The sequence below is a fragment of the Sorangium sp. So ce836 genome (assembly GCF_028553905.1).
In the GTDB taxonomy this organism is placed as follows: domain Bacteria; phylum Myxococcota_A; class Polyangia; order Polyangiales; family Polyangiaceae; genus Sorangium; species Sorangium cellulosum_D.
Genome location: NZ_CP102233.1, coordinates 13476211 through 13502823 on the forward strand (window position 1 = coordinate 13476211; position 26613 = coordinate 13502823).

14 protein-coding genes are annotated in these 26613 nt (G+C 70.4%); 8 read left to right on the forward strand and 6 right to left on the reverse strand.

Annotation, left to right across the window (positions count from 1 at the left end):
* Positions 1 to 94: 94 nt before the first annotated feature.
* Positions 95 to 2722, reverse strand: coding sequence for a transglutaminase-like domain-containing protein (locus NQZ70_RS49250; RefSeq protein WP_165374554.1), 2628 nt, complete (start codon positions 2720 to 2722; stop codon positions 95 to 97).
* A 683-nt stretch (positions 2723 to 3405) separates the two neighbouring features.
* On the opposite strand from NQZ70_RS49250, the gene NQZ70_RS49255 reads away from it, so the two are divergent.
* A complete protein-coding gene (locus NQZ70_RS49255; protein WP_129582033.1) occupies positions 3406 to 5121 on the forward strand; it encodes an ABC transporter substrate-binding protein in 1716 nt (571 codons plus the stop codon).
* An 85-nt stretch (positions 5122 to 5206) separates the two neighbouring features.
* A complete protein-coding gene (locus NQZ70_RS49260) occupies positions 5207 to 6400 on the forward strand; it encodes a cellulase family glycosylhydrolase (protein WP_237244754.1) in 1194 nt (397 codons plus the stop codon).
* A gap of 297 nt (positions 6401 to 6697) precedes the next feature.
* Here NQZ70_RS49260 and NQZ70_RS49265 read toward each other — a convergent pair whose 3' ends face one another.
* Positions 6698 to 6823 carry a hypothetical protein gene (locus tag NQZ70_RS49265; protein WP_257792755.1) on the reverse strand — a complete coding sequence of 42 codons (126 nt, stop codon included), beginning with the start codon at positions 6821 to 6823 and terminating at the stop codon, positions 6698 to 6700.
* A gap of 367 nt (positions 6824 to 7190) precedes the next feature.
* Between NQZ70_RS49265 and NQZ70_RS49270 the strand changes: the two genes are divergently transcribed.
* Positions 7191 to 8417, forward strand: coding sequence for a VCBS repeat-containing protein (locus NQZ70_RS49270; RefSeq protein WP_129580415.1), 1227 nt, complete (start codon positions 7191 to 7193; stop codon positions 8415 to 8417).
* Positions 8418 to 8475: 58 nt separating this feature from the next.
* Here NQZ70_RS49270 and NQZ70_RS49275 read toward each other — a convergent pair whose 3' ends face one another.
* Positions 8476 to 9147: a hypothetical protein gene (locus tag NQZ70_RS49275; RefSeq protein ID WP_129580416.1), complete on the reverse strand. Its 672-nt coding sequence runs from the start codon at positions 9145 to 9147 to the stop codon at positions 8476 to 8478.
* Position 9148: 1 nt separating this feature from the next.
* Positions 9149 to 10132: a papain-like cysteine protease family protein gene (locus NQZ70_RS53210; RefSeq protein WP_129580417.1), complete on the reverse strand. Its 984-nt coding sequence runs from the start codon at positions 10130 to 10132 to the stop codon at positions 9149 to 9151.
* A 130-nt stretch (positions 10133 to 10262) separates the two neighbouring features.
* On the opposite strand from NQZ70_RS53210, the gene NQZ70_RS49285 reads away from it, so the two are divergent.
* Positions 10263 to 11447, forward strand: a complete 1185-nt coding sequence (locus tag NQZ70_RS49285; protein ID WP_129580418.1) for a lipase family protein — start codon at positions 10263 to 10265, stop codon at positions 11445 to 11447.
* Positions 11448 to 11663: 216 nt separating this feature from the next.
* Here the strand turns inward: NQZ70_RS49285 and NQZ70_RS49290 are convergent, their stop codons facing one another.
* Both NQZ70_RS49290 and NQZ70_RS49300 read right to left on the reverse strand, forming a co-directional pair.
* A complete protein-coding gene (locus NQZ70_RS49290) occupies positions 11664 to 13253 on the reverse strand; it encodes an IS1182 family transposase (protein WP_129572542.1) in 1590 nt (529 codons plus the stop codon).
* A gap of 527 nt (positions 13254 to 13780) precedes the next feature.
* Positions 13781 to 15190 (reverse strand): hypothetical protein, encoded by a 1410-nt coding sequence (locus NQZ70_RS49300; RefSeq protein WP_129580419.1) that lies wholly within the window; start codon positions 15188 to 15190, stop codon positions 13781 to 13783.
* Positions 15191 to 15696: 506 nt separating this feature from the next.
* On the opposite strand from NQZ70_RS49300, the gene NQZ70_RS49305 reads away from it, so the two are divergent.
* From NQZ70_RS49305 to NQZ70_RS49320, 4 genes are all read left to right on the forward strand, one after another.
* Positions 15697 to 16722 (forward strand): hypothetical protein, encoded by a 1026-nt coding sequence (locus NQZ70_RS49305; RefSeq protein WP_237244755.1) that lies wholly within the window; start codon positions 15697 to 15699, stop codon positions 16720 to 16722.
* Positions 16723 to 16770: 48 nt separating this feature from the next.
* Positions 16771 to 18024 carry a PP2C family protein-serine/threonine phosphatase gene (locus tag NQZ70_RS49310; RefSeq protein ID WP_129580420.1) on the forward strand — a complete coding sequence of 418 codons (1254 nt, stop codon included), beginning with the start codon at positions 16771 to 16773 and terminating at the stop codon, positions 18022 to 18024.
* Positions 18025 to 18043: 19 nt separating this feature from the next.
* Positions 18044 to 22984: an FIST N-terminal domain-containing protein gene (locus NQZ70_RS49315; protein ID WP_237244756.1), complete on the forward strand. Its 4941-nt coding sequence runs from the start codon at positions 18044 to 18046 to the stop codon at positions 22982 to 22984.
* Positions 22985 to 23051: 67 nt separating this feature from the next.
* On the forward strand, positions 23052 to 26519 hold the full coding sequence (locus NQZ70_RS49320) for a protein kinase domain-containing protein (protein WP_129580421.1): 3468 nt from the start codon (positions 23052 to 23054) through the stop codon (positions 26517 to 26519).
* Positions 26520 to 26613: the final 94 nt, after the last annotated feature.

The following is a 26613-nucleotide window of genomic DNA, read 5'->3' on the forward strand; positions in this document are numbered from 1 at the left end:
GAAGATCTGTCTGGGGCCGCGCGGGGATTCTGTCAAGCAGACGCTGATGAGCCCGGCGCCGGGAGCCCCCGGCGCCGGGAGGGAGCACGCCACGTCAGTACTGGAGCTCCAGCACGTACTGGACCGAATCTCCCAGCTTGAGCCTGTTTTCCGAGTCGGGATACGCGTCATCCGGCTGACCGTGGTCGTGGAAGACGACCACGTACGACTCCCCCTCGGGAAGGGGATACGTCGTCGCCCGATCCTCGCAGCGCGCCGGCACGGACACGTTCCACCTGGGCGGCATCCCGGGCTCGTTCTCGGCGGGCGGGCCGTTGGGATCGACGTAAGGCCCCACGCAGAGCACCGGCTGCAGGGTGCTCCCGCCGCCCGGCACCGTGCTGACGGAGACCGCCCTCGCCCCGGTGGTCGCCTTGCTGATGCGATAGACGTCCTTCTCGCCGCGCCCGAGATAGCCCGTGACGCCGCTCTGCGTCAGCCAGAAGTCCGGCCCGGACTCGTACGCGGCCTGCAGGGAGAGGACGTCGTCCGCGCCGATGTCGTCCGTGGGGCCCAGCGGATCCCAGGTGACGGTGTTCGTCGTCGTGCCGCGGGGCTTGTATCCCGAGAGCACGAACGCCGCCCTGCCGTACTGCGCCCGCGGCGCGATCCCCTCCGAGTAGCGCTCCCAGAGGTATTGATACGGGGTGCTGCCCGACGCGTCCGGGTTGGTGGCGTCGAAGGCGTACCAGGGATCTGTGTCGCTGTTCGGGGCCGAGCTGCTGTTCTGCGTCTTGCCGCCGTGCAGGGGCACGCTCGGGATGTACGCCTCCGTGAAGAAATGGTTCCCCCAGCCGCCGAGGTTGCCGTCGCTGGACACGACCCGGGAGAGGACACCCGCGCTGCGGGCGATGGCCGCCAGGACCGGCGCGTAGTCGTAGCACTGGACGCCCCCGATCCCGTCCTCCCAGCCGAGCTGGGAGCCCGGCTTCGCGTACTGGAGCGATTCGGCGGGATCCAGCCCGTCGCTCAGGAAGATGGTCGACACGTCGCCCAGGTTGGTTGCCTGACTGTACCGGTAACGCTGCGTGACGAGGCGATACAGCCGGCGCATGGTCTCGAACTCGCTCGTGGTCCCCTGCGCCGCGGCCACCGCGTGATCCAGGAACGAGAACTTCGACTCGTCCGTCGTCCGGCGGAACGCCGCGGTGAGCTTCCGCTGCACGTCATACGGCGGCGACCACTCGTAGAGCACCGTGAAGTGGTCGCGGATGTTGTCTTGATCGCTGCCGTACCCACCGTTCAAGTCGACGCCGTCCTCGTCCTCGTCGTAGCCATACGTCTCGAGCTCAGCCTTGGAAATGGCGCCGCTGGCGACGAGCGGGTAGGGGTTGTGGATCACGTAAAACACGACGTCCTGCCCGATGCGGGCGCCCGAGGGGGAGAAGGCGCGCGCAACGTAGCGTCCGACGGGCGCGTCGCTCGGAACGGTGATCCGCCAGTGCTCGCGGTTCCGGCTGGAGAACGCGCCGTTCGTGAAGATCCCGCCCCGGTAGTCGCCGTCGGCCGGCAGCGACTTGGCCCAGGGCACCTCGGCGCCCGTGGCGTCCGAGATGATCCGCACCGTCGCGTTCTGGGTCCCGTTCAGGCTCGAGTCCTCGACGGCCACCGAGAACGTCGTGCCGCGGCGGACGGGCGGCGGGCGGACGCCGTTCGTGACCGTGGCGCCCTGCGCGAAGGCCACGCCCTCGCGCCAGGCGTCGTAGTCGCCCGTGCGCATCGCGCCCTGGTAGAGGAACTGGACCCGATCCCAGCTCGTCTTGGCGGCCGCCGGTGCGAAGCCCTTCTCGCTGACGCCGAACCAGAACTTGGCAGGGTTGTAGCCGCTGGCGGCCAGCGAGAACTCGAGCGTAAGCTCCGCCGCGTTCAGCTGCCCGAGCGGGAAGTTGTACTGGCCCTGATCGAACCCGCGGCGATAGAGCAGGTTCCCGTTCACCTTCACGTTGTCGGCATAGGCGAACTGGCTGGGATCGGTGTTCCGGTAGGCGCCTCCCTTGAGGAACACCGGGGACGCCGAGCCGTCGACCGCGACCCTGGCGCGGACCTGCGCGGCGGCGCTCGGGGGGTCGACCCACACGATCTTCAAGGAGTTCCCGGAGGCGTCGTAGGCCCTGAAGCTCAGGGTGCGGCCCGCGTTCGGGGCGACGTACGTGAGCTCGAAGCGATACCAGCCCTGGCGTGAGCCGGGGACGTCGTACACGCGCTGGCCGCTGGCGTTCGGCTGCGTTTGCTGGGTCTGGTCCGGCTCGCCTGGGCGCGAGGTGACCTTGACGGACTCGAACCTGTGGCTCGTGTCCACCTGCCCCGCGCTCGTCTTCGCGGCGAGCTCGAACCGGATCGTCTCTCCGGTCGCGTCCGGTTGATAGACGTGAACGACCTGCGAGAAGGTCCCGGAGCCGGTGAAGGTCTCCTCGACGGACTTCATGTAGACCCTGCCAGGCACCTCGAGGGCGCGGAGGGGCGCCAGGGTCTTCTGGAGAGCTTCGTCCGGGATCGTGGGGATGCTCGTGAGCTCCTGAGCGGCGGCCTCGACCGGGGTCTCGAGCGCGAGCTCGTCGTCGGAGCATCCGACGGCCGGGCCGAGGGCGCCGAGGAGCAAGAGGGCCAGAGCGTGGCCGTGACGGGCGGCGCCCCGAGCGCGGCGAGACGTGACGTGCGTCGACGAGATGCTGTTGTCCAACATACTGCCTTTCTCGGAGGTGCTGGGCCCCGCGCGCATGGCGTGAGCGGCCCATCGCGGCGAGCCGGCTCGCCCGCGGGCACGCGGCGCCCAGCGTAGACTCGACGGATATCTGGATCATTGTAAATACATTTTCCAAATCGAAGGATGCATGTCTGTCATGCATCCTGTGCATCCCGTCGCCATGGCCTCTCGCGGGCGCGAAGGCGCGCGCGGGCCACGACCTCGGCGGGGAGCGCCTCGCCTTTCCGCAGCCCGGCCGCCCCCGCACGCGGAGCTCGCGGCGCCTCACGGTGAGGCCCGGCAGCGCCGCCGACCCCGGCCACGGTCGGCCCGGCGGCGGGGGGGGCTCCCGGAGGCCACGGAGCCCCGCCGCAGGCCGCGGCCGGGCCAGCGCGCGGCTGAGCCTGATCCAGGCCCGCGCGGCGAGGGCGCGCGCCCCGCCCGCTGCCCCGCGTCGGACGGCGGCGACGGAGCGCGCGACGACGGCCAGCCCTGTCCGTTGACATCCAACCACTTAACCGGTACAGCGATCCATGCGACGTCGAGCACGGCATCCGGGATCTCGTACGATCCACTTTCTTTCTTGTATGCCGCGTCACGGCGCCGCGTGCTGTCACGGGAACGAATCGTCGCGGGAACCCGGGGTCACCCGCGCGGAGAGGCTTGTCATGAAGGCTGGACCGATGCCGCGTCGCATCTTCTTCCTGTCGGCGCTGATGCTGTCCGCCAGCGCCGCCGCGGGCTGCTCTTCCAAGGACAAGGAAGGCGCCGGGGCGGCTCGCGGCGCTCCGGAGGGGTCGGCGGCGGCGCCCGCGCCGAAGCCCGCGGCCAAGGGCGCCGCGATGGTCACGATCTCGCGGGAACAGCAGGCTTCCTGGGTGCGGAACTTCAACCCGCTGCTCGCCGAGGGGAACGTGCGGTTCCCGACCGTCGCCGGCATCTACGAGCCGATGCTCATCTACAACACGATGAAGAGCGAGTACACGCCGTGGCTCGCGACGAGCTACGCGTGGAGCGACGGGAACAAGAAGCTCACGTTCACGATCCGCCCCAAGGTCCAGTGGTCGGACGGACAGCCGTTCTCCGCGAAGGACGTGGCGTTTACGTTCGAGCTCCTGAAGAAGCACCCGGCGCTCGATCTCTCGGGGGTGTGGAAGTTCATCGACGCCGTGGCGGCGAAGGACGGCGCGACGGTCGAGTTCACGCTGAAGCGGCCCTACGTGCCGGGGCTCAGCTACATCGGGCACCAGCCGATCGTGCCGGAGCACACGTGGAAGGACGTCGCCGACCCGGTCACGTACGCGAACGAGAACCCCGTGGCGACAGGGCCGTTCACCGAGGTGAAGGTCTTCCAGAACCAGGTGTACGAGCTCGGCAAGAACCCGAACTACTGGCAGGCGGGCAAGCCGGCGGTCGACGGGCTGCGCTTCCCGGCCTACCCCGGCAACGACCCGATCAGCCTCGCGCTCACGAACGGGGAGATCGACTGGGCAGGCGCCTTCGTCCCCGACATCGACAAGGTCTTCGTCGCCAAGGATCCGGCGAACCATCATTACTGGTTCCCGCTCGTCGGCGGCACGGCCACGCTGTACCCGAACACGACGAAGAAGCCGTTCGACGACGTGCGCGTGCGCAAGGCGATCAGCATGGGCATCGACCGGGAGCAGATCGTCAAGATCGCGGCGAACAACTACACGCAGCCGGCGGACGCGACCGGCCTCGACGACTCCTACAACCGCTTCCGCAACGAGAAGGCGGCGGCGGGCGACTGGGTGAAGCTCGACGTGACCAGGGCGAACCAGCTCCTCGACGAGGCCGGCTACGCGAAGGGCGCGGACGGGATCCGGGCGAAGGACGGAAAGCCGATGCGCTTCGAGATCAACGTCGTCACGGGCTGGTCGGACTGGGTCCGCGCGGTCCAGATCATCGCGCAGAACCTGAAGCAGCTGGGCATCGACGCAACCCTCAAGACGTACGACTTCAGCGCGTTCTTCGAGGCGCTCCAGAAGGGCACGTTCGACATGTCGATGGGCTGGACCACCGTCGAGCCCACGCCCTACAACTTCTACCGCGATCTCATGAGCGCGGAGCTGGTGAAGCCGGTGGGCGAGATCTCCGCCCGCAACTGGCATCGCTTCGGCGCGAAGGAGGCGGACCCGCTGTTCCGTGAGTTCGAGGCCGCGATCGATCCGGCCGAGCAGAAGCGCATCATCGACGAGCTGCAGATGATCTTCGTGCAGGCGGCGCCGGTGATCCCGCTCTTCAAGAACCCGTCCTGGGGCGAGTACAACACGAAGCGCTTCACCGGGTTCCCGACCAAGGAGGACCCGTACGCCAAGCTGACGCCGAACAACCCGCCGGAATACCTGCTCGTCCTCACCGAGCTCCGGCCGAGATGACTCGATGGCATCGCCCGCTCGGCGTCGGTCAGCCCGCTGGGTCGCCAGGTGCAATCAGGAGAGAGGAAGTCATAACATGATGTGCATGAATCATCGGTCGGTGGCTGGTTGGGCCGGAGCCGCCCTCGTGGCGCTCGGCCTCGCCGTGGGGTGCGGCGACGACTCGGGCGACGCGCAGGGCTCCGGGCAGGACGCGACGGGCTCGGGCGGGGGCACGACGGGCGCGGGCGGGGGGGCGACCACGTCCGGCGGCGGCGGCGCGTCGACGAGCAGCGGCGCCTCGACGAGCGACGGCGCCTCGACGAGCAGCGGCGCCACCTCGGGCACGGGCGCCGGGGGCGGGGGAGGGGGCGAGCCGTCGACCGGGTTCTCGGTGCGCGGCCGCTTCCTCTACGACCGCTGCGGCGAGAAGGTGCTGCTCCGGGGCATCAACGAGATGGTCGTGTGGCTGCCGTCGGGCCCCGACGGCCTGCCGGAGTTCGCGGAGATCGCGAAGACGGGCGCCAACACGGTGCGGATCGTGTGGAACACCGAAACGTCCGTGGCGGGCCTGGATACGGCCATCACGAACGCGCTCGCGCAGAAGCTCATCCCCATCGTCGAGCTGCACGACGCCACGGGCAAATGGGAGCTCCTGCCGAGCCTGGTCGACTACTGGACGGAACCGGAGACCGTCGCCGTGATCAAGAAGCACGAGCAGAACCTGCTCGTCAACATCGGCAACGAGGTCGGGGACCAGGTGGACAACGCGGCGTGGGAGGCGGGCTACAAGCAGGCCATCACGAGGATGCGCGACGCCGGCATCACGGTGCCGCTCATCATCGACGCCTCCAAGTGGGGGCAGAACATCGACCAGCTCCAGGCCGTCGGCCCCGCGCTCGTCGCGCACGATCCGAACATCATGCTCAGCGTGCACATGTGGTGGACCGACGGGAGCGGGGCCACGATCACGAAGGAGCTGAACGAGTCCGTGGCGCTGAACCTGCCTCTGATGGTCGGGGAGTTCGCGCAGCACGCCGTGTACGAGTGCGGCCAGCACCCGTTCGATTACAAGACGCTCCTCGCCAAGAGCGTCGAGCTCGAGGTGGGGTGGCTCGCCTGGTCGTGGGGCGCCGTCAAGAACAACGACTGCAAGGACGACGGGCCGTTCGACATGACGACCGACGGGACGTTCGCGGGGCTCACCGGCTGGGGCCGCGAGGTCGCGGTGACCGACCCGAACAGCATCCAGAACACGTCGGTGCGCCCGCACTCCATCGAGACCGGAGCGTGCGAGTAGCGCGAGCAGCGCGAGGAGAGCGGCGCCGGCGGGGCGAGGCGCCGCCGGTCCGCTGTTGAGCCGCCCCGAGGGTGTCGAGGGAGCCGTTGACGTCGTCCACCTTCTCCGCCGGGACCACGTCCCTGGGTTCGCGCCACGCCGCCGACCCAGGTCGGGTCGGCGGTGCCGTGGATCACCACCGTGCCTGGCGACCCGGGCAGCATCTCGAGCAGCGTATTCCCAGCCATGCCCCGGCAGGCTCGTTGTCGATCCCGCCGTAGATCGAGCACTTCGAGCTCGCCAGGTCGGTCTCGAGCGTCACCACGTCGATTCCCTGCGCGACGCCTCGTCGAGCGCGGCGACGTTGCCTTCGCCGAAGGGCGAGAGGGCGATCCCCTCGGCGAGCCCGAAGGCCGCCGTCCTGGCGCGCACAGTCACCGTCATCTGACCCCGCCTAGAATACCGCTCACGTTGATCAAGCGAGGAATCATCCGCCAAGACGTTAAGGACGTCAAAATTGAATTTTCTCCTTGGCGTCCTTGGCGTCTCGGCGGTTCGAAGCTCTGCGCATTTCAGGCAGATCAACTCCTTCGCCGAGGGACCGCGTTCACTCCACGGCCTGCGGGGCGGATCTTCGACGGAGCTCGGCGGATTCAACGCGACGCAAATGCCCTGCATATATGCGTGTTTATGCTCACATCCGAGCGTCGATCTTCACTTTGTCTTGATATGGAATCGACGATCGATCTCGGAAACCTCGGCGAAGATATGATGAATTGACAACTGGGGAACATCGGGGCACTCTCCGCTCATGTTCCGATTCGCCTGGCCGACCGTATTGAGCTTCGTGGGCCTCCTCGCATGTTCCTCGAGCGACGCGCTCCCGAGCAGCCCCAACACTCCCGCCTACGCAGGCCCGGCGTCTTCCTCCACGACGAGCGGCGGTGAGTCGGGTGACGTCGGCGACTGCCATATTTCGTACGACGCGGGTACGAGCTTCGCCACCGGCCTCGAGCCCTGGGCGCTCGCGCTCGCCGACTTCGACGGCGATCGCCACCTCGATATCGCGGTCGCCGCGCTCGGCCACCCGGAAGAGCCGTCGCACTCGATCTACGTGAATTTCAACCTCGGCGACGGCAGCTTCGAGCCCGGTACGCCCTTCCCCGCCGGCACCAGGCCTTCGGGCATTGCGGTCGCCGACCTCGACGGGGACGGACGCAGCGACCTCGTCGTCACCAGCCTCGACGATAAAGTCAGTGTGCTCCACAACGCCGGCGACCGCTCCTTCGAGCCGATCGCAGTCTACCCTGTGGGCCGGGCCCCCTATTCTCCGCTGGTCGTCGATCTCGACGGAAAGAACGGTCCAGACCTGGTGATCGCTGACAGTCAGGACAGCACCGTCAGTGTGCTGGTCAACCACGGCGATGGGAGCTTCGCCGAGCGCGTCGTCACGGCGACCGGTGCCACCCCGATCGCGCTCGCCGCCGGCGAATTCAACGGAGATGGCTACCCAGATGTCGCGGCGGTCGAGAGCCGCGCGGGCACGGTGAGCGTGCTGCCAGGCGTCGGCGATGGCACCTTCGGGCCCCGCCAGAGCCAATCCGTCGGCGTCTCGCCGAAGGCGGTCGTCGCCGCAGACTTCGACGAGGATGGTCTGAGCGATCTCGCCGTCGCGCGAGCGCCCGGATATCTCGTTCCTGGGGTGATCGCGATGTTGCACGGCGATGGCAAAGGCTGCTTCTCCGAGCCGATGGACACCACACTCGGCACCCATGGCCTGCCTTACGGCCTCGCCGCCGCCGATCTCGATGGCGACGGCACGCTCGATCTCGCGGTCGCGGGCGGCTCTGCCCTGCAAGCCGCAGCCACGGTCCTCAACGACGGCGAGGGACACTTCTCGGTGTCCACCGTCTATGAGAACGCCGCCGGCGCCGTGGACGTAGCCGTCGGTGACGTCAATGGTGACGGCGTGCCGGACCTCGTCATCGCCGACCATGGCGTTGCGACTGTGAACGTGATCCTCGGCCGCTGCCGCTGAGCTCGTCCCGCGATGGCGCGGCCTTCACGGATGCGTGATCCAGCGTCCGGCAGGGTCCTCAAGACGGCTTGTCGGCCATGTCGCGCAGCGCCTCGGGAACGAGGCGCGCGAAGACGTCTTGGGCGCGCATGGTCTGTCCGGCCCTGAAGTCGAGCCGATCGTCATCGAAGATCGGGATCAGCAGGACCTGATTCTCTTCGCGATAGGCCACGAAATGACGGAGGAGGGCCGATACCTCGACGTCGAAGTAGTCGCTCGCCGGCCGCCCGGTCTGCCGGATGCTCTGGCGGCGCGCGGTTTCCAGGGCTCGGATTAGGGCTGGCCCGCCAAAGCCGCCCACGGTGAGCGTGCCGTCGACTCTCGTGGGGTGCACGATCATCGAGGACCGCACCTCGCCGTCGACCAGCACTGGTGCGAAAGTTTGTGGAGTCGGGTGGATCAGGGGCCTCGGGTCCTGGTCGCGCTGGTACTCGGCCAATTCGTCGAAGCGCACCATGCTGACCGGCAGCGGCTCGCCGATCGTCGCCCGCCTCACTTCGTCGAGCGACCTGAACCCCAGGCGCTTGTAGTTCTCTTCGCTGACGAGCTGTTCCAGCGTCGAAAGCGCGTTCTTGGCCACTTCCTTCACGTCCCTGGTCGTCGTCGGCGGCGGCTCCGGGAAGCAGGCGCACAACGGAGCGACGAGCGCGAGGCAGAGGAGGACGGTCGATTTCGTGGATGTCGTGCGCATATCATTTTACTCCCGCGCGGGCGAAGGCGTAGTAATCGTTCCAATGGGTGTGGTGGCCTGGTAGGGCGTCGATGTACTCGTAGGTATTCTCCCAATAATCCCCGATCTTTCGCGGGTTGGGGTCGTTGACGCCCACCAGTCTCTTCCCCGCGACGTTTCTGTATGTCACCGCCACCATCATATGTCCTTTGCCTCCGGGATAGCGCCAGGTGAAGGCGAAGGGGCGGTGCTTACAGTAGATCTCGTCCTGAACGTCCTTCCAGGGTAGCACCTCATCGGAGGTCGTCTTGTAGGTGAATCCGTACTTTTCAGGCTCCGGCCAGCCCACCACGTCACAGTCCGACGGCACAGGCGAGTCGCAGCAGTCGGTACGTTCAGGGTCAAACTGCTTGTTGGCCTCGTCGCACTGGATGACCGTCGCGCCGAGGAAATTCATGACCATCTGGCCGCTGGCTGCCCAGCACCAGTACGTTTGCTCCTGAGGAGACAAGTGTACCGGCAACGAGTGCTCCGGCGGGGCCAGACAGAGCCCTTTCTCCTGAGGAGATAAGGGTACCGGCAGCGAGGCGTGCGTCGGGACCGGACAGAATCCTGCTACCGATAGACATGCTACCGCACCAAGGCGCCACATGGTCACATTTGTCCGCATAATGACTCCTCTTGGCTGAATCGGCATTGTCTCGTTTATGAACGAGCGGCGCGTGGGCGCCCCTTTCCCCCTCCGAATCCGCATGTATGCAGCGCCCAGAGATCTCCACGCCGACGCCCGGCATGGTCCACTGTTGAACGTGGGACGGCACACGTCGCCGTCAAGCGGTTTCGTTGGGACGGTGCCCATATGGAGCACTCGCCAACCCTGATCACGTTGACCCGCATAACCTCTTGCCTCACACTGACAACACATGGCGCCACGCTTTGCTGTGCGGCATTTCCCCCCCCCCCAATTCGACCCACGATCCGCTGTCGATAGCGCAGGAGACCGCATAGGCCTCCGATGGATTCTGCACGAGCCCAAGGGGCTGACCGACGAATCGTAAAATGCAGCAGGATTGCCAGACGCCTTTTGGCCCGGACTGCTACCTGGGACTTCGTACACGGAGAAGGAGACGCACACGATGGAATTCGGCTATTATCCGGATCCCCGCAGGGAAGCGCCCGGCGGACCCTCCCGCGCCAACGAGAGTCTGGACAGACTGCGTAGACGCTTAGAAAACATACCTGCCGGAGAGGATCCAAATGTAACCGTCATGGCTTTGAAAGCGATCCTGTGCTGCAATAGTGAGGAAGTCGCCACCAGGCTCGCGCAGCTCACGCCGGGAGCCTACGACTCGACCGCTGCAAGCATTCTCGCGGCCGCGTCGACGTGGGCGTATTCTGACATCGATACGTTTGCCAGAATGGTGAAGCAGTGGATCTGCCCAGCGCTATTTGCTGGTACGTGGATGCGAAACGAGGCGCTCATCCTCAACCCGTCCGTTTACATGATCCAGAGCGATGATTTTCAGACAGCGATCCTGTGCTTCCGAGGCACGCCGCCAACGAGCCTGATCGACCTGCTGACTGACGTGAGCGCCAAATCGGATCCGTTCTATACCGTTGGACAAGTACACGGGGGATTCAGCCGGGCTGTCAGAGCGCTCATGTCGCCGATCCGACGCTGGCTCCGTCTCGCGCGCAGCGGCAAGCCCATCAATGACAGGAGCGCCGAGAGGCATCTGGACTGCTGCAGCGAAGTTGACGATGAGCCTGTCCCGGATAGCCCCCTAAAAGCACTTTATTTTACAGGTCATAGCCTGGGCGGTGCCATGGCCGTCATTGCTGCGGCGCACATATTTACGGACGAGAGCTTGCGTCCGTATCGGAATCTGATCCGCGGCGTTTACACGTTCGGTCAGCCAATGGTGAGCGGCAAGGTGTTTGCGCGTTATTGCGAGGCCGCCTTCGGAAAGATGCTTTTTCGACATGTCTATCGATGGGACGCTGTGCCTTCGCTCCCCCCGCGGACCATGGGAGAATACGAGCACTTCGGCCGGGAGTACGAGGCGACGGACACAGGATGGCAGTACCGCGACTCCGTAACAAAGCAATCGAACATTGGTTCCCTGCGCATCGCCTTGGCCGGCATCGCCTGGGTCATGGATCAACTGCAAGGCATCCGAGAGCAGCCCGTGGTCAGAGACCTGGCGCTTCTGCTCTCTCGGTGCGTAGGGAACCCTCCTTCGCTGGCCGATCATTCGCCCCTGAATTATGTTCGAACGTCGCAGATGGCCCGGGTCGGCGGGGAGTTCAGCCCTCGCTGATCGCGCGGGGGGCCGGCCGGCTCGGCGGCTTGGATCGAGGTATCAACGGTCGCGCGGCGAGGTGCCGGCAGGGGGCTCCGCGTCGGTGCGCAGCGCGGGAACGGGGAGCCAGGTGCCCGGGCGCCCCGAGGCGGTCCACTCGATCACGATGATCGCGGCCGCTGCGAGTATGGCCTAGAGCGCCGAACATGTTGAAAACCATCTAATTCCAATGGTTTACGCCGCCTCCTGCATCAGCCGCTGGGCCGCTTCGAGGTTTTGGATCGCCGCTGCGCGGCGGAGGTCGAACAGGTTTCTCCTGGCGCCGATGTAGCGCGCGCTGTGTCCTTTCCGCGCTGCGATGTGGGCGAGCGCATGCTCCACAGCTGTCCGCTGCCGGAGCACCTCGCGCCCCGGCCCGGTCTGCTGCAGCTTCCGGAACTTGCGCTGCAGGGCTTCGTCCTTGGCGATCGATACCGTCCGACCTCGTCCGGAAGCGGCCTGGGTGCACTTAGCTCGCAGAGGGCACGCGCCGCACTCCTCAGGATCAAACTCGACCGTGTCGCCCGGTTCGAATACCTCGACCTGTCCTGCCGGACACGTGATCGTCTTGGCGCGCAGGTCGATCTTGAAGTCGCGCTTGCTGAACAAACCGGGGCTGCGAGCCCGCTGGCCCCAAGGTTTCGAGAACACCTGGCCGCCCGCGCGGAGCACGTCGTCAACGACCGGGCTGTTCACGTAGGCGCGATCGATGTGAAGCTCGACCAGACGTAGCCCCTGATGCTGGACGTCCTCGGCGAGCGGCGCGGCGCCCTCTTCTTCAGGCCGATTCGCTGGTGTGACGGCGCAGGCGACGATGACGGGAAGGTCAAGGTCGCGTGCGATGTGTTCCTTGTAGCCGTCGAACCGCTTCGAGCGGCTTTTGCGGCCGTGGCGCATCTCGACATCCTCAATGGAGACACGGCGGTCGGGCGCAACGCCTTGCCGGATGCGAATCGTGCCATCCTCGGCTGTTTCCAGGTCCTGGTTTCGAACCTGTGTGAGCGCATCAAGATAGGTGCGAAGTGGCTGCTCGACGACGTCGTCCAGATGCCGGTCCACCCACTGCTGCAGCGACGAGACCTGCCGCTCCAGGATCTGGACCGCCGCCGCTTTCTGCTTCGGGTCGCTCCAGTCGAGGTCGAGCCCGGCCTTGATGCTGGGCGCCAGAAGCAGCGGGATGCCCGCCTTGCGGCAGATCTCCTCGGCAGGACGCCCGGTGATCTTCGACACGACGCCGACGATGCTGCGCGCAGCATGGCCGAGCAGGTTGATCGTGTCCTCAACCCGCCCGGCCCCCGCTAAAGGGCGGCTGTCGATGGCCACGCGCAGCGCTTTGGACACCGCACGCCTCTCGCCCTCCGTCATCGCGCCGGACCGAACGAGCGCCACGGTCCGCTCCAGCAGCACTCGGTCCATCTCGTGCGCTACCATCCGCTCCCGGAACGCCTGCAGCGCGCCCTGCGAGAACGGAGGCGTGGCCGCACCCAGACAGCCGAGCACCATCTGCCAGCGCAGGTCGACGACGGACAGCTCCACCGCCTCGGCATCGGATGCGCCGACGTAGCCCTGGAGCAGCGTGACCATGCACATCAGCGCCGGCGGATGCGGCGGCTCGCCTGCCCCCGTCATCCGGTACATGCCCTCCAGCTGCTCCTGGAACGTCTCATCAAACAGCTCGTGCCGGTGCAGCCTGAGAAAGCCGAACAGGGCTCTCACGCGTGTCAGCCGCTTCATCAGCGACTGCTCCTGCCGCGACAGCTCCACCGGCGGCGACCATCGTTCCATCCGTGAACCTCCGGCCGCGGACGAGATCATGGCCCGGCGAGACGGTCGAGCCTTCCATCGAAGCGCCGGGGATTGTCACAAAATCAACCTGATCGGTGCTCTAGCGACCTTGATAGTACGCCATTGCATCGATGGCCGGCCTGTCAAGGTGGCGTGCAAAGCAAATCGAACGGGTATTGTCCAGGCCGCGGTGCGGGAAGTGTTGGAGGTCGTCTACGAGCCGGTCTTCCGAGACGTCTCGTACGGGTTTCGGCCCGGTCGTAGCGCGCATGGAGCGCTGCCCGGCGACGATCCCCTCGTCGCGCCCGCACCCCGGAGCAGCACGGGGGTGATGGCAACGCGTGTGCCGGCGGACGAGCGTGGGTGCATCGAGCGGCCGTTCGGCGAACGGCCGGGCGGTGTGCTGCTGCGCGCGAGGCGCGGTCAGCGGCAGCGCCTCGGCAGGCGGCTTCAGCGCGTCTCGCGAGGGCCCTTGCCCGCATCGACCGTTCGAACAGCTCGATGGCCCTTCACCCTCGCCGGACCGATCACAGCGACTTCAGGTATTCCACGAGATCGCGCTCCTCGTCGGGATCGAGCCCGAGCGCGAATCGCTCGTCGTAGCTCCGCACGACGTCCAGCAGCGTCGCGAAGCGGCCATCGTGGTAAAAGCGACCCTTGTTCTCCGGCTTCATGAACAGCCCTCGCTCCCGGACGAAGAGGGCCGCCAGGTTCATCGTCTTGTACGAGTCGCCGGGCGCTCGGTTCGCCTGAAAATCGTCGATCCTCATCTCTTCGGGCGTGTGCAGGTTCCAGCCGGCGTCGGTCCAGAGCGGCTTGTTGTGGCAGTCCGTGCACTTCGCCTTGCCGACGAACAGCCTCTTGCCGTGCTCGGCGGCCGCCTCGTCGAAATCGACGCCGGGCACCGGCCTCGGCGCCGGGAGCGCGAGCTGGTAGAAGTGCAGCGCGGGGAGCTTCGACGTGACGAGATCGTCCTCGGGTTCGACGATCACGTTCCAGATCCCGGTGGCCGCCGCGTTCGGGTACTTCTCGGGGTCGTCGAGCCGTGGATCGAAGAAATTCCCCTTCCCATGCATCTGGGTCACGGCGACGTACGCGTTCCAGTAGGGGACCGAGCCCCAGTTGCCGGTCCAGGTGTGCTCGTTGATCCCACCCATGTCGAAGGCGTTGGGGAGCAGGGTCGCCGCGGACTTCCCGTCAGGCCGGAACGCCTTGCCATCGAGGATCAGCTCGGCGTCGTACTTGCCCGGCCCCCAGCTGAGGAGGACGTTCCTCACGCCCTCCTCGGTGACGCCCGCGGGCACCCTCGGCAGCAGGTCGACGAGCGGCTGCAACGTCGGGGCCGATGCGACGATGGCGCCGACGTTCAGATCGCGGTTGGCCCAGCCGTCGAGGCGCTTGCCGATGCCCGGCGCCACGGAGTCGTTGACCGTGGAGTGGCAGAAGGCGCACTGGAGGCCGATCGAGGTGAGCTCGCCGCGGCCGTCGAAGAAGCCCGTCACCCCGAGGATCGCGTCGAGCCGCAGGAGGCGCAGCGTGACGGCGGGGTCGTCGAGGTCCACCTGGCCGCGCTCGATCTGGCCCCGCAGCCTCGGCGGGAGCGCGTCCACGTCGACCTTGAGCCCGAGCGCCAGCGCCTGAGCCGGCGTCACGTTGGCGATGCTCTCGTGCAACCGGAGCTTGCCGCCCCAGAACTGCTCGTCGCCGAAGGTGTCGAATCGAAAGATCTCCCGGCCCCGCCGGAGCAGCTGGTCTGTGTTTCGCTCCGTGAGGGCGTCGAAGTCGCTGAACCGCGCGCGGCGGGGCAGATCGTCCTCGGCGGAGGCGATGTGCTCTGTCCCTTCGCTCCGGCCGGCCGAGCTGCAAGAGAGCGCGGCCACGCCGAGCGGAATCGCCGCTCCGACGAGCGCGAACACCGTGGTGAGATGTGTCATCATGGCAAGCCCTTTCAAACTCCTCGCGTCATGCGGTGAATCCAAACGTGATGGGTGCCCGCGTTGCCGGGCAAGTAAGAGATTTCATGATCGTCTCATCGGGTGAGCGGCTCACGCGCGGATCGCTGGCGGCGACAGGCGTCGAGCGCCCGAGATCCCATCGCGCTATCGGGCGCTCATTCCTGTTCATGGCGACTGATTCCTGTTCATGGCGACCGCGGATTTGCCGAGATCCGGAGCTCGCGACGACGCCGCGGGCGATGGCGCGCCTTGCGCCTCGCACACAAGGGCCCGTGCTCGAGTCGACCTCGACGGCCTCGTGGCCCGAAAGAAAGATGGCTTACGTCGATGCGCCGCCGCCCGTCGATCGCGGGCGGGGGCTGCGGCGAGGCGCCGCTCGGCCGATGGCGCCCCTGACCGGCCTCTCGCCGCGCCCGGGATCCGTGGTGTAATCCCCCTGCTCCTCCCCTCGCAGCCCCCGCTGCCAGGGTCACCCCGCGGTGCCCCCCTTGAGCGACTCAGCCCCGAAAGCGACCATCGCCGTGCTCGAGCGGAACCGGGTCGTCGGCCAGCGGATCGCGCGCGTCATGTCGGCCGCGGCCGGCATGCAGGACGTGCCCGTCGCCGGCGATCCGGCCGAGCTGCGCGCGCGGCTCTCCGAGCGGCCCCTGCTTCTCGGCTGCGACGCCGCCGACCTCGACCTCGCGCTCGAGTGGGCGGCCGAGCGCTACCCGAGCATGCACCTCGTCGTGTGGACCTCCGGCAGCACCGATGCGGTCCTCCAGGCCGCCCTCAAGGAGCCGCGGCTCTCCAGCATCGTCGGCTGGCCGAGCTTCGCCTCCATGCCCCGGCCGTGGGAGATCGCGCTCGCCGTCCGCCGCATCCTCAAGCCGCTCGCGCTCCCGCCCCGCCTCGCCGACCTGCTCTCCTGGGGCGCCACCATCGTGAAATGGCGCCCCCGCACGAGCGAGGACCGGGACCGCACCGTCGGCGAGGTGGCGCACTGGGCCGAGCGCGCCGGCGCCCCCGCGCGCGTCGCCGAGCGGCTCGCCGCCCTCGCCCACGAGCTGCTCATGAACGCGATGTACGACGCGCCCGTCGATGGCCGCGGCCGCCCGCGCTACACGCACGACCGGCGGTCCGACATCGTGCTCGAGGAGAACGAGATCCCCACGCTGCGGCTCGGCTCCGACGGCGCCCACATCGCGCTCCAGGCCCACGATCCGTTCGGCGGCCTCCGGCGCCACCACGTCTTCGAGGGCATCACGCGCGGCCTGAGCGCCCGCGGCGCGGACGCGGCGCGCGCCGCCGTGCTCGACACCTCGCGCGGCGGCGCCGGCCTCGGCATGCTCAAGATCTACGCGGCCGGCGCGGTGCTGGTCATCGACGTCGCGCCCACCTCCTCGACCCTGGTCACGTCGTTCTGGGACCTCGACGTGAACCCGCGCGAGTTCCGCTCCCTGCCGGCGTCCATCCACTTCTTCGAGCGCTCCACCACCCCGGCGGCGGAGACGCTGGAGCGCACCGGGTGGTAGCGCGCCGGCCCGCCGCGCGCGCAGCAGAGCCCGGCCGAGGCGGACGCCATGGCTGAGATCGATCCGCTCCTCGCGCGGCAGCTCCGTCGCCTCGGCCTCGAGGACCTGAGCGAGCCGCCCGACCGGGAGACCTGGCACAAGGTCGTCGCGCGCATCAGCGAGCACTACCGCCACGTCGCCGACGACCGGAGCCTGCTCACCCGCTCGCTCGACCTCTCCACGAACGAGATGGGCGCGCTCCACCGCAAGCTGCTCGCCGAGCGGGACCGCCTCCGCAGCGTCGTCGTCGCGATCGGGGACGCGCTGACCATCTTCCACGACGCCGCGAGCTCGCAGGTCGAGCCGGCGCGGCCGCTCGACGTCGACTCGACCATCTCGATGGCCAAGCGGCGCTTCGCGGCCAAGCTCGGCAACCTCCTCTCCCTGAGCGGCGCGGCGCCGGGCGGCGAGGCCCCGGGTGCGCCCCCGGCGAGCGACGCGGACGAGGCGATCCACGAGGTCCGCGTCCAGCTCGTCGCGCTCGGCGACCGGCTGGTGCAGCTGCTCCACGACACCGCCGAGCGGGCGTCGCTGAAGAAGCAGCTCGAGGTGGCGCGCGCCGTCCAGCAGATGCTCGTGCCGAGCGACGACGTGATCGAGCGGCCCTCGCTGCGGCTCGCCAGCCACTTCCAGCCCGCGGCGGAGTGCGGCGGCGACTGGTGGACCTTCCACGACCTGCCGGACGGCAAGCTGCTCACGGTCATCGGCGACGTGACCGGGCACGGCATCTCGTCGGCGATCATCACCGGGGCGGCGAAGGCCGCGTGCGACGTCGCGCGCACGTTCGTGCGGGAGGAGCTCGGCGCCGCGCAGCTGCTCCGGCTCATGAACTGCTCGATCTTCGAGGCGGGGCAGCAGAAGTTCTTGATGACCTGCGCGGCGTGCATCTTCGATCCGGGGGCGCGCACGCTGACCCTCGCGAACGCCGGGCACCCGTTCCCGTACCTCGTGAGGAACAACACTGTCCGCCAGCTCACCGCGCACGGCTCGCCGCTCGGGGCGGCGAGCTCGGCCGAGTACGCGTCGAGCACCGTGCACCTGGAGGGCGGCGACGCCCTCCTCTGGTTCACCGACGGCGTGACCGAGTGCGAGAACGCGTCGAGCGAGCAGTTCACCGAGAAGCGGCTGCGCGCGCTGTTCCAGAGCGTCGCCACGTACGCGCCCGAGGAGGCGCGGGACGCGATCGTCGCGGCGGTCTCGAGGTTCCGCGGCGAGCGATCCCTCGACGACGACATGACGCTCGTCGTGGCCCGCGTGCTGTAGCCTGGGGGCGACGAGCCCCATGATCCTCGAGACGTTCCACTACGATCGGGACACCCAGAAGTGGTCGGTCCGGGTGCTGCCCGTGCTCGACAGCGACCGGACGCTGGTGCTTGTGTTCGGCGCGCCCGAGTTCCTGGACGATCCGGGCGCGATCCGGGAGCTGCGGCGGGCGTACCCGCGGTCGCACATGGTGGGGTGCTCGAGCGCGGGGGAGATCGCGGGCCCGGCGGTGCGCGACGGGACGCTGTCGGTGGCGGTGGCGCGGTTCGAGCGCACGACGCTGTCGGCGGCGCAGGTGGAGGTGGCGAGCGCGTCGGGGTCGTTCGCGGCGGGGCAGGCGCTGGCGCGCGAGCTGGACCGGCCGGGGCTGCGCGGAGTGCTGGTGCTGTCGGAGGGGCTCGGGGTGAACGGCAGCCAGCTCGTGGCGGGGCTGAACGCGGTGCTGCCCGAGTCGGTGGTGGTGACCGGAGGGCTTTCGGGGGACGGGACGCGGTTTCAGCGGACGTGGGTGTGCGTCGGGGACACGGTGCGCAGCGGGCTGGTGGCGGCGGTGGGGCTGTACGGCGAGCACGTGGTGATCCAGCACGGGTCCAAGGGGGGATGGGACAAGTTCGGGCCGGAGCGGGTGGTGACGCGCTCGGCGGGGAACGTGCTGTACGAGGTCGACGGCAAGCCGGCGCTGTCGCTGTACAAGGAGTACCTCGGGGACAAGGCGGCGGAGCTGCCTGCGTCGGCGCTGCTGTTCCCGCTGGCGCTGCGGGCGACGGCGCGGGACGAGAAGTTCTTGGTCCGCACGGTGCTTGCGGTGGACCACGAGCAGCAGTCGATGACGTTCGCGGGGGACGTGCCGGAGGGCCACCTCGTGCAGCTGATGAAGGCGGACTTCGAGCGGCTGATCGGGGGCGCGGAGCAGGCGGCGCGGGCGGCGAGCGAGGCGGGCAGGGTCGCGGCGGCGGCGGGCGAGGGGGCGCTGGCGATCGCGATCAGCTGCGTGGGTCGGCGGATCGTGCTGGGCGACCGGACCGAGGAGGAGGTCGAGGCGGTGCTGGACGTGCTGCCGCGGGGCACGCAGGTGACGGGGTTCTACTCGTACGGGGAGATCTCGCCCTACGCCGCCGGCCACTGCGACCTGCACAACCAGACCATGACCCTCACCGTCCTCTCCGAGGCCCTCACCCCGCTGCTCGCCCGGAGCGAGCGCCCGCGGGAGCGGAGGCCGCGCGCCGCGAAGGGGACGCCGGCCGTGGCGGCCCGCGTGGTGGCGCAGCCGGCGGGCGGGATGGCGGAGTTCGAGGAGCTCGAGATCGCGTCCGACACCCATTTCGACGCGCCGTCGACGGCGTCGAGCGCGGCGCCCGGGATGCGGCTCGCGACGTTCTCGTTCTCGCGCGCGACGGGCAAGTGGTCGGTGCGGGCGTTGCCCGCGCTCGACAGCGACCGGACGCTGGTGCTTGTGTTCGGCGCGCCCGAGTTCCTGGACGACCCGGGCGCGATCCGGGAGCTGCGGCGGGCGTACCCGCGGTCGCACATGGTGGGGTGCTCGAGCGCGGGGGAGATCGCGGGCCCGGCGGTGCGCGACGGGACGCTGTCGGTGGCGGTGGCGCGGTTCGAGCGCACGACGCTGTCGGCGGCGCAGGTGGAGGTGGCGAGCGCGTCGGGGTCGTTCGCGGCGGGGCAGGCGCTGGCGCGCAAGCTGGACCGGCCGGGGCTGCGCGGAGTGCTGGTGCTGTCGGAGGGGCTCGGGGTGAACGGCAGCCAGCTCGTGGCGGGGCTGAACGCGGTGCTGCCCGAGTCGGTGGTGGTGACCGGAGGGCTTTCGGGGGACGGGACGCGGTTTCAGCGGACGTGGGTGTGCGTCGGGGACACGGTGCGCAGCGGGCTGGTGGCGGCGGTGGGGCTGTACGGCGAGCACGTGGTGATCCAGCACGGGTCCAAGGGGGGATGGGACAAGTTCGGGCCGGAGCGGGTGGTGACGCGCTCGGCGGGGAACGTGCTGTACGAGGTCGACGGCAAGCCGGCGCTGTCGCTGTACAAGGAGTACCTCGGGGACAAGGCGGCGGAGCTGCCTGCGTCGGCGCTGCTGTTCCCGCTGGCGCTGCGGGCGACGGCGCGGGACGAGAAGTTCTTGGTCCGCACGGTGCTTGCGGTGGACCACGAGCAGCAGTCGATGACGTTCGCGGGGGACGTGCCGGAGGGCCACCTCGTGCAGCTGATGAAGGCGGACTTCGAGCGGCTGATCGGGGGCGCGGAGCAGGCGGCGCGGGCGGCGAGCGAGGCGGGCAGGGCGGCGGCGGCGGCGGGCGAGGGGGCGCTGGCGATCGCGATCAGCTGCGTGGGTCGGCGGATCGTGCTGGGCGACCGGACCGAGGAGGAGGTCGAGGCGGTGCTGGACGTGCTGCCGCGGGGCACGCAGGTGACAGGGTTCTACTCGTACGGGGAGATCTCGCCCTACGCCGCCGGTCACTGCGACCTGCACAACCAGACCATGACCCTCACCGTCCTCTCCGAGGCCCTCACCCCCCCGGTGCCGCGGAGCCACGGCGCCGCGCCGGGGACGCTGCGCGCGGCGCGCGACGGCGGCGAGGAGGCGCGGCCGCTCGGCGAGGAGGCGCGGTCGCTCGGCGAGGAGGCGCGGTCGCTCGGCGACGAGGTGCGGCCGACCGTCCGCGTGCCGCCGAACGGCCATCGGACGGCGCGCCCGCGCATCCCCGGGCCGCCGTCGGGGCCGCTGCTCACCGGGCCGCTGCTCGCCGGGGGGCCCTCGGGGCCGGTCTCGTCGGGGCGCCTGCCCACCACGGTGGACCGGCCGTCGCACTCCTCCTGGTCGCAGCGCGCCGCGCCGACGCGGATCGTACCGCCCGCCGGCGCCGCCGGCCGCCTCGACAGCCTCGCGTTCGACCGGCGGCGGATCGGCGACGTCCTCGTCGTCCGGCTCGCCGGCCGCATGACCGAGTCGTTCAAGGGGGCGGCGCTCGCCCGGGAGCTCGACGGCAAGGTCCTGCTCGACCTCGCCGGCGTCGAGCGGATCACGTCGTTCGGCGTGCGCGAGTGGCTCCAGATGATCCAGGCGGCCGAGCCCCGCCTCCGCGCTTTCTACCTCGCGCGCTGCTCCGAGCCGGTCGTCAACCAGCTCAGCATGATCCGCAGGTTCGCCGGGAGCGGGCAGGTCGTCTCGTTCTACGCGCCCTACTGCTGCGAATCGTGCGGCGCCCAGTTCGAGCGGCTCGTCGACTGCGCCCACGACGCGGCCTCGCTCGCCGAGGGCAAGGCCCCCGAGGCGGTGTGCCCGCGCTGCCGCGGCGCCGGCGCCTTCGACGACGACGCGGCGACCTACTTCGGGTTCGTCGCCCAGCACGGCGCCGGCGCCATCCCGCAGGAGGTGCGGGAGATCCTCCTCGAGCTCGAGAAGGGCGACGAGCCGGCCGCCGGCGACGCGGTGGAGAAGTCCGTCGAGGGGCGCGTCACGCGGGTCAAGGTGGGGAGCAAGCTGACCGCCTCGCTCCGCTGGAGCCGCATCATCGACGGCCTCGAGGGGCAGGTCGTCTTCGACCTGAGCAGCGCCCCCGGGGTCACCGCCGACGGCGCGGCCCGCTTCGAGTCGGCGCTCCGCAAGCTCGACGGCGCCGTCGAGGCGGTCCGCATCGAGGGCTGTCCCCGGCTGCTCGCCGAGCGCATGGCGAGCCCCTCGTGGCCCGAGCTCGCGCGGCTCGCCTCCGCGGTCGTCGAGGGCCGCTGCGCCTCCTGCGGCGCGGTCCGGACCGCGCTCGTCGAGGTCGGCAAGCACGATGTCCTGCTCCGCGGCGGCCCCGATCCGCGCGTCGCCTGCAAGCGCTGCAACACGCCGCTCGCCTTCGACGACGGCGCCCGCGCGCTGCTCTCGCTGCTCGGCGCCCGCGCGTCGCGCCCGCCCTCGGCCCCGCCGCCGGCGAGCGCCTCGCCGCAGCCGGGCGCCCTGCCGCCGGCGAGCGCCTCGCCGCCGCGGCCGGCCGCCCCCGCGGCGGCGCAGCCCGGCGCGGGCGCCAGCGCCGCCTTCGTCGCGCTGCTCGCCGGGGTGGCGATCGTGGCCGCCGGCTTCGCGGTCTGGCGCAGCGGCGCGCGCCCCACCGAGGCGCCGCCGGCGCCGGCCCCGGCGCCCGCGGCCTCGGCGGCGCCCGCGGCCCCGGCGGCGCCCGCGGTCCCGGCGCCGGCGACGGACGCGCGCGCGCCGGCGCCCTCCGCCAGCGCGCGGGCGCGGGCGGGCTGGTCTGCCGTCGACGATCTCCCGCCCGCGTGGGTGGAGCGGCCGTTCGTCCTCGAGGCCGACAGCGTCTTCGTGGTCGGCCGCGGCGGCCCCGCGGCCAGCGACGCGGACGCGCTCGCGGAGGCGCGCAGCAGCGCGATCGAGCGCCTCGCGTCCGGCCTCGCCGCCGAGCTCGCGAGCTCCCCCGTGGCCCACCTGCTCGCCGCGCACCCGCCGGCCGAGCCCCCGGAGCAGCGCGCGGAGGTCGTCGAGCGCGTCGCCCGGCGGTACCTCGCCCAGGTCGGGTCGCTCGCGACGCCCGAGCGCGTCGACGCCGTGGTGCGGCGCGAGGGCGGCCGCGTCCTCGCCTTCGCGCGCTACCGGCTGACGCGGCCGAGCTTCGAGGCGGCCGCGGCGAGCTACCGCCAGACGGCCACGTTCCAGGGGCTCACCGTCGCGCGCTTCTTCCCGCTGCTCGAGGCGAGCGCGCGCACCTCCGGCGAGCTCGTCGTCGTCGCGGTGGAGCGCCCGCAGCGCGGCGCGGATCCGGGCATTGTCGCGGGGGACGTCGTCCTCTCGGTCGACGAGCGCCCGGTCCACTCGGTCGAGGCCTTCGGCAAGGCCGCGGCGGACGCGTGGGCGCGCACCCCGCCCGGTGGTACGATGGCCCTCCAGATCGAGTCGCGCGGTGAGCGCCGCAGCGTCAGCTTCGCGAAGCCCCACGCCGAAGGCCCTCGATGAGCACCCTGATCGCCCGCCGCGCTCCCTCCGAACTGACGGTGCCGGCTCGCACGGCGGAGGCGGGCGCATGACCGAGCGCCCCGCCGCGGGCCCCCTGAGCGCCGCGTCGCGCCGCCTTGCCTCGCTCGGCAAGTACCGCCTGCTCAAGAAGATCGGCATGGGCGGGATGGCCGAGATCTGGGTGGCCTCCGTCGCGGGCATCTCGGGCGTGAGGAAGATCTGCGTCGTCAAGCGGATCCTCCCGCACCTCGTCGACAGCCCCGAGTTCGTGCGGATGTTCCTCGACGAGGCGCGCATCGCCGCGACGCTGGACCACCCCAACCTGGTCCAGATGTACGACATCGAGGAGGTCGACGGCGTGCCGGTGATCGCCATGGAGTACCTCCACGGCGAGGACCTCAGGACGATCAAGAAGTCGCTCCGGTCGGCGAACCGGCGGATGCCGGTCGAGCACGCGATCACCATCGCCGCCGCCGTCGCGGCCGGGCTCCATTACGCGCACGAGAAGGTCGGCTTCGACGGCAAGCCGCTCGACATCGTCCACCGCGACGTGTCCCCGCACAACGTGTTCGTCACGTACGACGGGGCCGTGAAGATCCTCGACTTCGGGATCGCGAAGGCGGCGAACCGCGTCAACGAGACGCGCGACGGCGCGCTCAAGGGCAAGGTCCCGTACATGTCGCCCGAGCAGTGCACGAGCGAGCAGCTCGATCGCCGGAGCGACATCTACTCGGTGGGCATCCTGCTCTACGAGATGTCGACGGGCAGCCGGCTGTTCCGGCGCGGCGCCACCGAGTTCGAGTTGATGCGGGCGATCGTCGAGGATCCGGTGATGCCGCCGAGCCAGGTGTGCGACGACTACCCGCCGGAGCTCGAGCGGATCGTGCTCAAGTGCCTGGAGCGGGACCGGGAGAAGCGGTACGCGACCGCGCGGGACCTCCAGATCGACCTCGAGGCGTTCGCCCGGCAGGAGCGGCTCGCCACCTCGTCGCTCGCGCTGTCGTCGTTCATGGCGGAGCTGTTCGGCCAGCGGGTCGAGGCGTGGCGGGGCGCGCTCGCCTCGGAGGCGGAGCTCCTGTCGCACATCGTCCAGAGGCAGGCGTCGACCCTGAGCGACGACTCGTCCGCGGGCGATCTCGACGTCGTGGGCGGGGCGCCGCACGGCGCGCTCAGCGTCGAGCGCCCCGGCGGGATCGCGACGAAGCTGTCGGCGCCGCTGTTCTCGGCGTCGCGGCTCGAGACCGCGCACGACCCGGACCCGCCGCCGCCGCGCTCGAGGAGGCTCCCGTCGCTCGTGGACGCCGGCCCCGGGGCCGAGCCCGAGGGGGCGCACGGGCACGGGCCCCGGGCCCTCACCGTGACCAAGCGCCGGCTGGGCGGCCTGCTCATCGTCTCGATGTCCGGGCGGATGACCGAGGAGCTCCATGGCCTCGCGGTCGCGCGGGGCATCGCTGGCCGCGTGCTCTTCGATCTGGGCGGGGTGCAGCGGGTCACGTCGTTCGGCGTGCGCGAGTGGATGGCGATGCTGGCCGAGGTGTCGCTGAACGCGACCGAGATCTACGTCGGCCGCTGCACCGAGCCGATCGTGAACCAGGTCAGCATGATCCGCCGCTTCTTCGGCGACGGGCGCATCGTGTCGTTCTACGGCCCGTACCGGTGCGAGCGCTGCGGCGCCACGTTCGAGCGGCTGTTCGACTGCGACCGGGACGCGCACCTCGTCAGGACGCACGATCCGCCCGCGAGCCCGTGCCCGCGCTGCGGCGGGGCGGCGGTGTTCGACGACGACGCCGAGAGCTACTTCGCGTTCGCGGCCGCGCACGCGGGGATCCAGCTGCCCGAGGACGTGCGGGCCGTGCTCGACGAGCTCGCGCGGCTCGACGCCGGGACCCACGAGGCGATCGAGAAGACGGTGGACGAGCGCGGGACGCGCATCCGCGTGCGGGGGAGGCTCGACGCGCACGTCCGGTGGAAGCGCGCGCTCGACGGGATCGAGGGGGATCTCGTCCTCGACCTCACGGGGGCGGCGGGGGTGACGCCCGAGGGGGCGCAGGCGCTCACGCTCTCGCTCCGCGCGCTGGGCGACGAGGTGACGTCGATCCAGATCGAGGGCTGTCCGGTCGCGCTGCTCGAGCACCTCGCGGCGGCTGCCCCCTCGCTCGGGGCGGCGGTGGTCTCGGCGCTCGTCGACGGCGCTTGCGCGCGGTGCAGCGCGCCCCGGCAGACGCTGCTCGGCGTGCGGGAGGCCGCCCAGGCGGCGCTCGAGGGCCGGGAGCCGTACATGCCGTGCAAGCGGTGCAACGCGCCGCTCTCGTTCGCGGCGCTCCTGCCGGTGCTGAAGCGGCTCGGCGCCGCGCTGGAGCCGGCGCGAGCACCCTCCGACACGCCCGCGCCGGCCGCGACGAGGCGCTCCGCAGGGATGGCGCCGACGGCAGCGGGGGCGCCGGGAGCGGGGGGGCCGGTGACGGGGGTGCGGGTTTCCGGGGCAGCGGGGGCAGAGGCGCTGTCGCCGGGGGTGTCGGCCGCGGAGGCGGCGGCGCCGGGAGCGCCGGCTTCCGGGGCAGCGGGGGCGCCGACGGCGAGGGCGCCGGCTTCCGGGGCAGCAGGGGCATCCGGGGCGGGCGCGTCAGGGGTGCCGTCGTCGGAGGCGGCGACGGCGCGCCGGCGGGCGCGGGCCGCTGCCGCGGCCGGCGGGCCCGGGTCGCGCTGGGCGTTCGCGGCGGTCGGGGCGGCGGCGGCGCTGCTGGTCCTCAGCGTGGGCTACGCGTACCTGGGCTGGGGCCGCCCGCGCCCGGTCGCCGGCCCGGGCGCGGCGCCCGCGGCGAGCGCGCGGTGGCGCCCGGCGCCGCCGGCCGACGAGATGCCTGCCTGGATGCAGCGGCCGTTCGCCGCCGAGGGCGACGCGATCTTCGTGGTCGGCGAGGGCGCCGGCGAGACCCGCGAGGCGGCGCTGTCGGTCGCGCGCGCCGACGCGATCTCCCGGCTCGCGAGCAACGTCGTGCCCGCGCTGGCGGGGTCGCAGGCGTATGCCTTCCTCGAGGCGCGCGGCGGCGGCGCGCGGCGGCCCGGGATGGCGGAGGCCGAGGCGAACCGCTACCTGAAGCAGGTCGGCGCGTTCGCCACCCCCGAGCGCGTCGACGCGCGCTTCCAGGAGCGCGACGGCGCCGTGATGGCCGTGGCGCGCTACCGCATGCGCAAGGAGAGCTTCGACGCGGCCGTGCAGAGCTACCGGCGCACGGCGAGCGCGTTCGGCCTGACCGCGGCGCCCCTCTTCCCCTTGCTCGAAGGCGAGCTGAAGACGAGCGGCGACGCCGTCGTCGTGGCCGTGGACGAGCGCAGCCCCGCCCAGGCCGCGGGCGTCCGCGTCGGCGACGTGGTGGTCGCCGTCAACGGCCGGCCGCTCGCCAACTTCGACGCGTTGCGTTATTCGCTGTCGAACCTGCCGGAGGGCGCCGCGGTCGAGCTCACGGTCGAGTCGGCCGGCGCGCGGCGGACGATCGCGATCACGAAGGCGAGCGGGGCGCGGAAGGGCGGCTGAGCGGGCCATTGCGACGAGCGCCGCAATGGCGTCGCGGCGAATGCGGCGGCGGCGCGGCGAATCGGCGGCGGCGCGGCGAATGCGGCGGCGCGGA

Excerpts from the sequence above, each read along its gene's own strand:
- NQZ70_RS49315 (WP_237244756.1), top strand. The coding sequence starts at position 18,044 with ATGATCCTCGAGACGTTCCACTACGATCGGGACACCCAGAAGTGGTCG.
- NQZ70_RS49310 (WP_129580420.1), top strand. The coding sequence starts at position 16,771 with ATGGCTGAGATCGATCCGCTCCTCGCGCGGCAGCTCCGTCGCCTCGGC.
- NQZ70_RS49290 (WP_129572542.1), bottom strand. The coding sequence starts at position 13,253 with ATGGAACGATGGTCGCCGCCGGTGGAGCTGTCGCGGCAGGAGCAGTCG.
- NQZ70_RS49320 (WP_129580421.1), top strand. The coding sequence starts at position 23,052 with ATGACCGAGCGCCCCGCCGCGGGCCCCCTGAGCGCCGCGTCGCGCCGC.
- NQZ70_RS49260 (WP_237244754.1), top strand. The coding sequence starts at position 5,207 with ATGAATCATCGGTCGGTGGCTGGTTGGGCCGGAGCCGCCCTCGTGGCG.
- NQZ70_RS49300 (WP_129580419.1), bottom strand. The coding sequence starts at position 15,190 with ATGATGACACATCTCACCACGGTGTTCGCGCTCGTCGGAGCGGCGATT.
- NQZ70_RS49285 (WP_129580418.1), top strand. The coding sequence starts at position 10,263 with ATGGAATTCGGCTATTATCCGGATCCCCGCAGGGAAGCGCCCGGCGGA.
- NQZ70_RS49255 (WP_129582033.1), top strand. The coding sequence starts at position 3,406 with ATGCCGCGTCGCATCTTCTTCCTGTCGGCGCTGATGCTGTCCGCCAGC.
- NQZ70_RS49265 (WP_257792755.1), bottom strand. The coding sequence starts at position 6,823 with ATGACGGTGACTGTGCGCGCCAGGACGGCGGCCTTCGGGCTCGCCGAG.
- NQZ70_RS49250 (WP_165374554.1), bottom strand. The coding sequence starts at position 2,722 with ATGTTGGACAACAGCATCTCGTCGACGCACGTCACGTCTCGCCGCGCT.
- NQZ70_RS49275 (WP_129580416.1), bottom strand. The coding sequence starts at position 9,147 with ATGCGCACGACATCCACGAAATCGACCGTCCTCCTCTGCCTCGCGCTC.
- NQZ70_RS53210 (WP_129580417.1), bottom strand. The coding sequence starts at position 10,132 with ATGCGGTCTCCTGCGCTATCGACAGCGGATCGTGGGTCGAATTGGGGG.
- NQZ70_RS49270 (WP_129580415.1), top strand. The coding sequence starts at position 7,191 with ATGTTCCGATTCGCCTGGCCGACCGTATTGAGCTTCGTGGGCCTCCTC.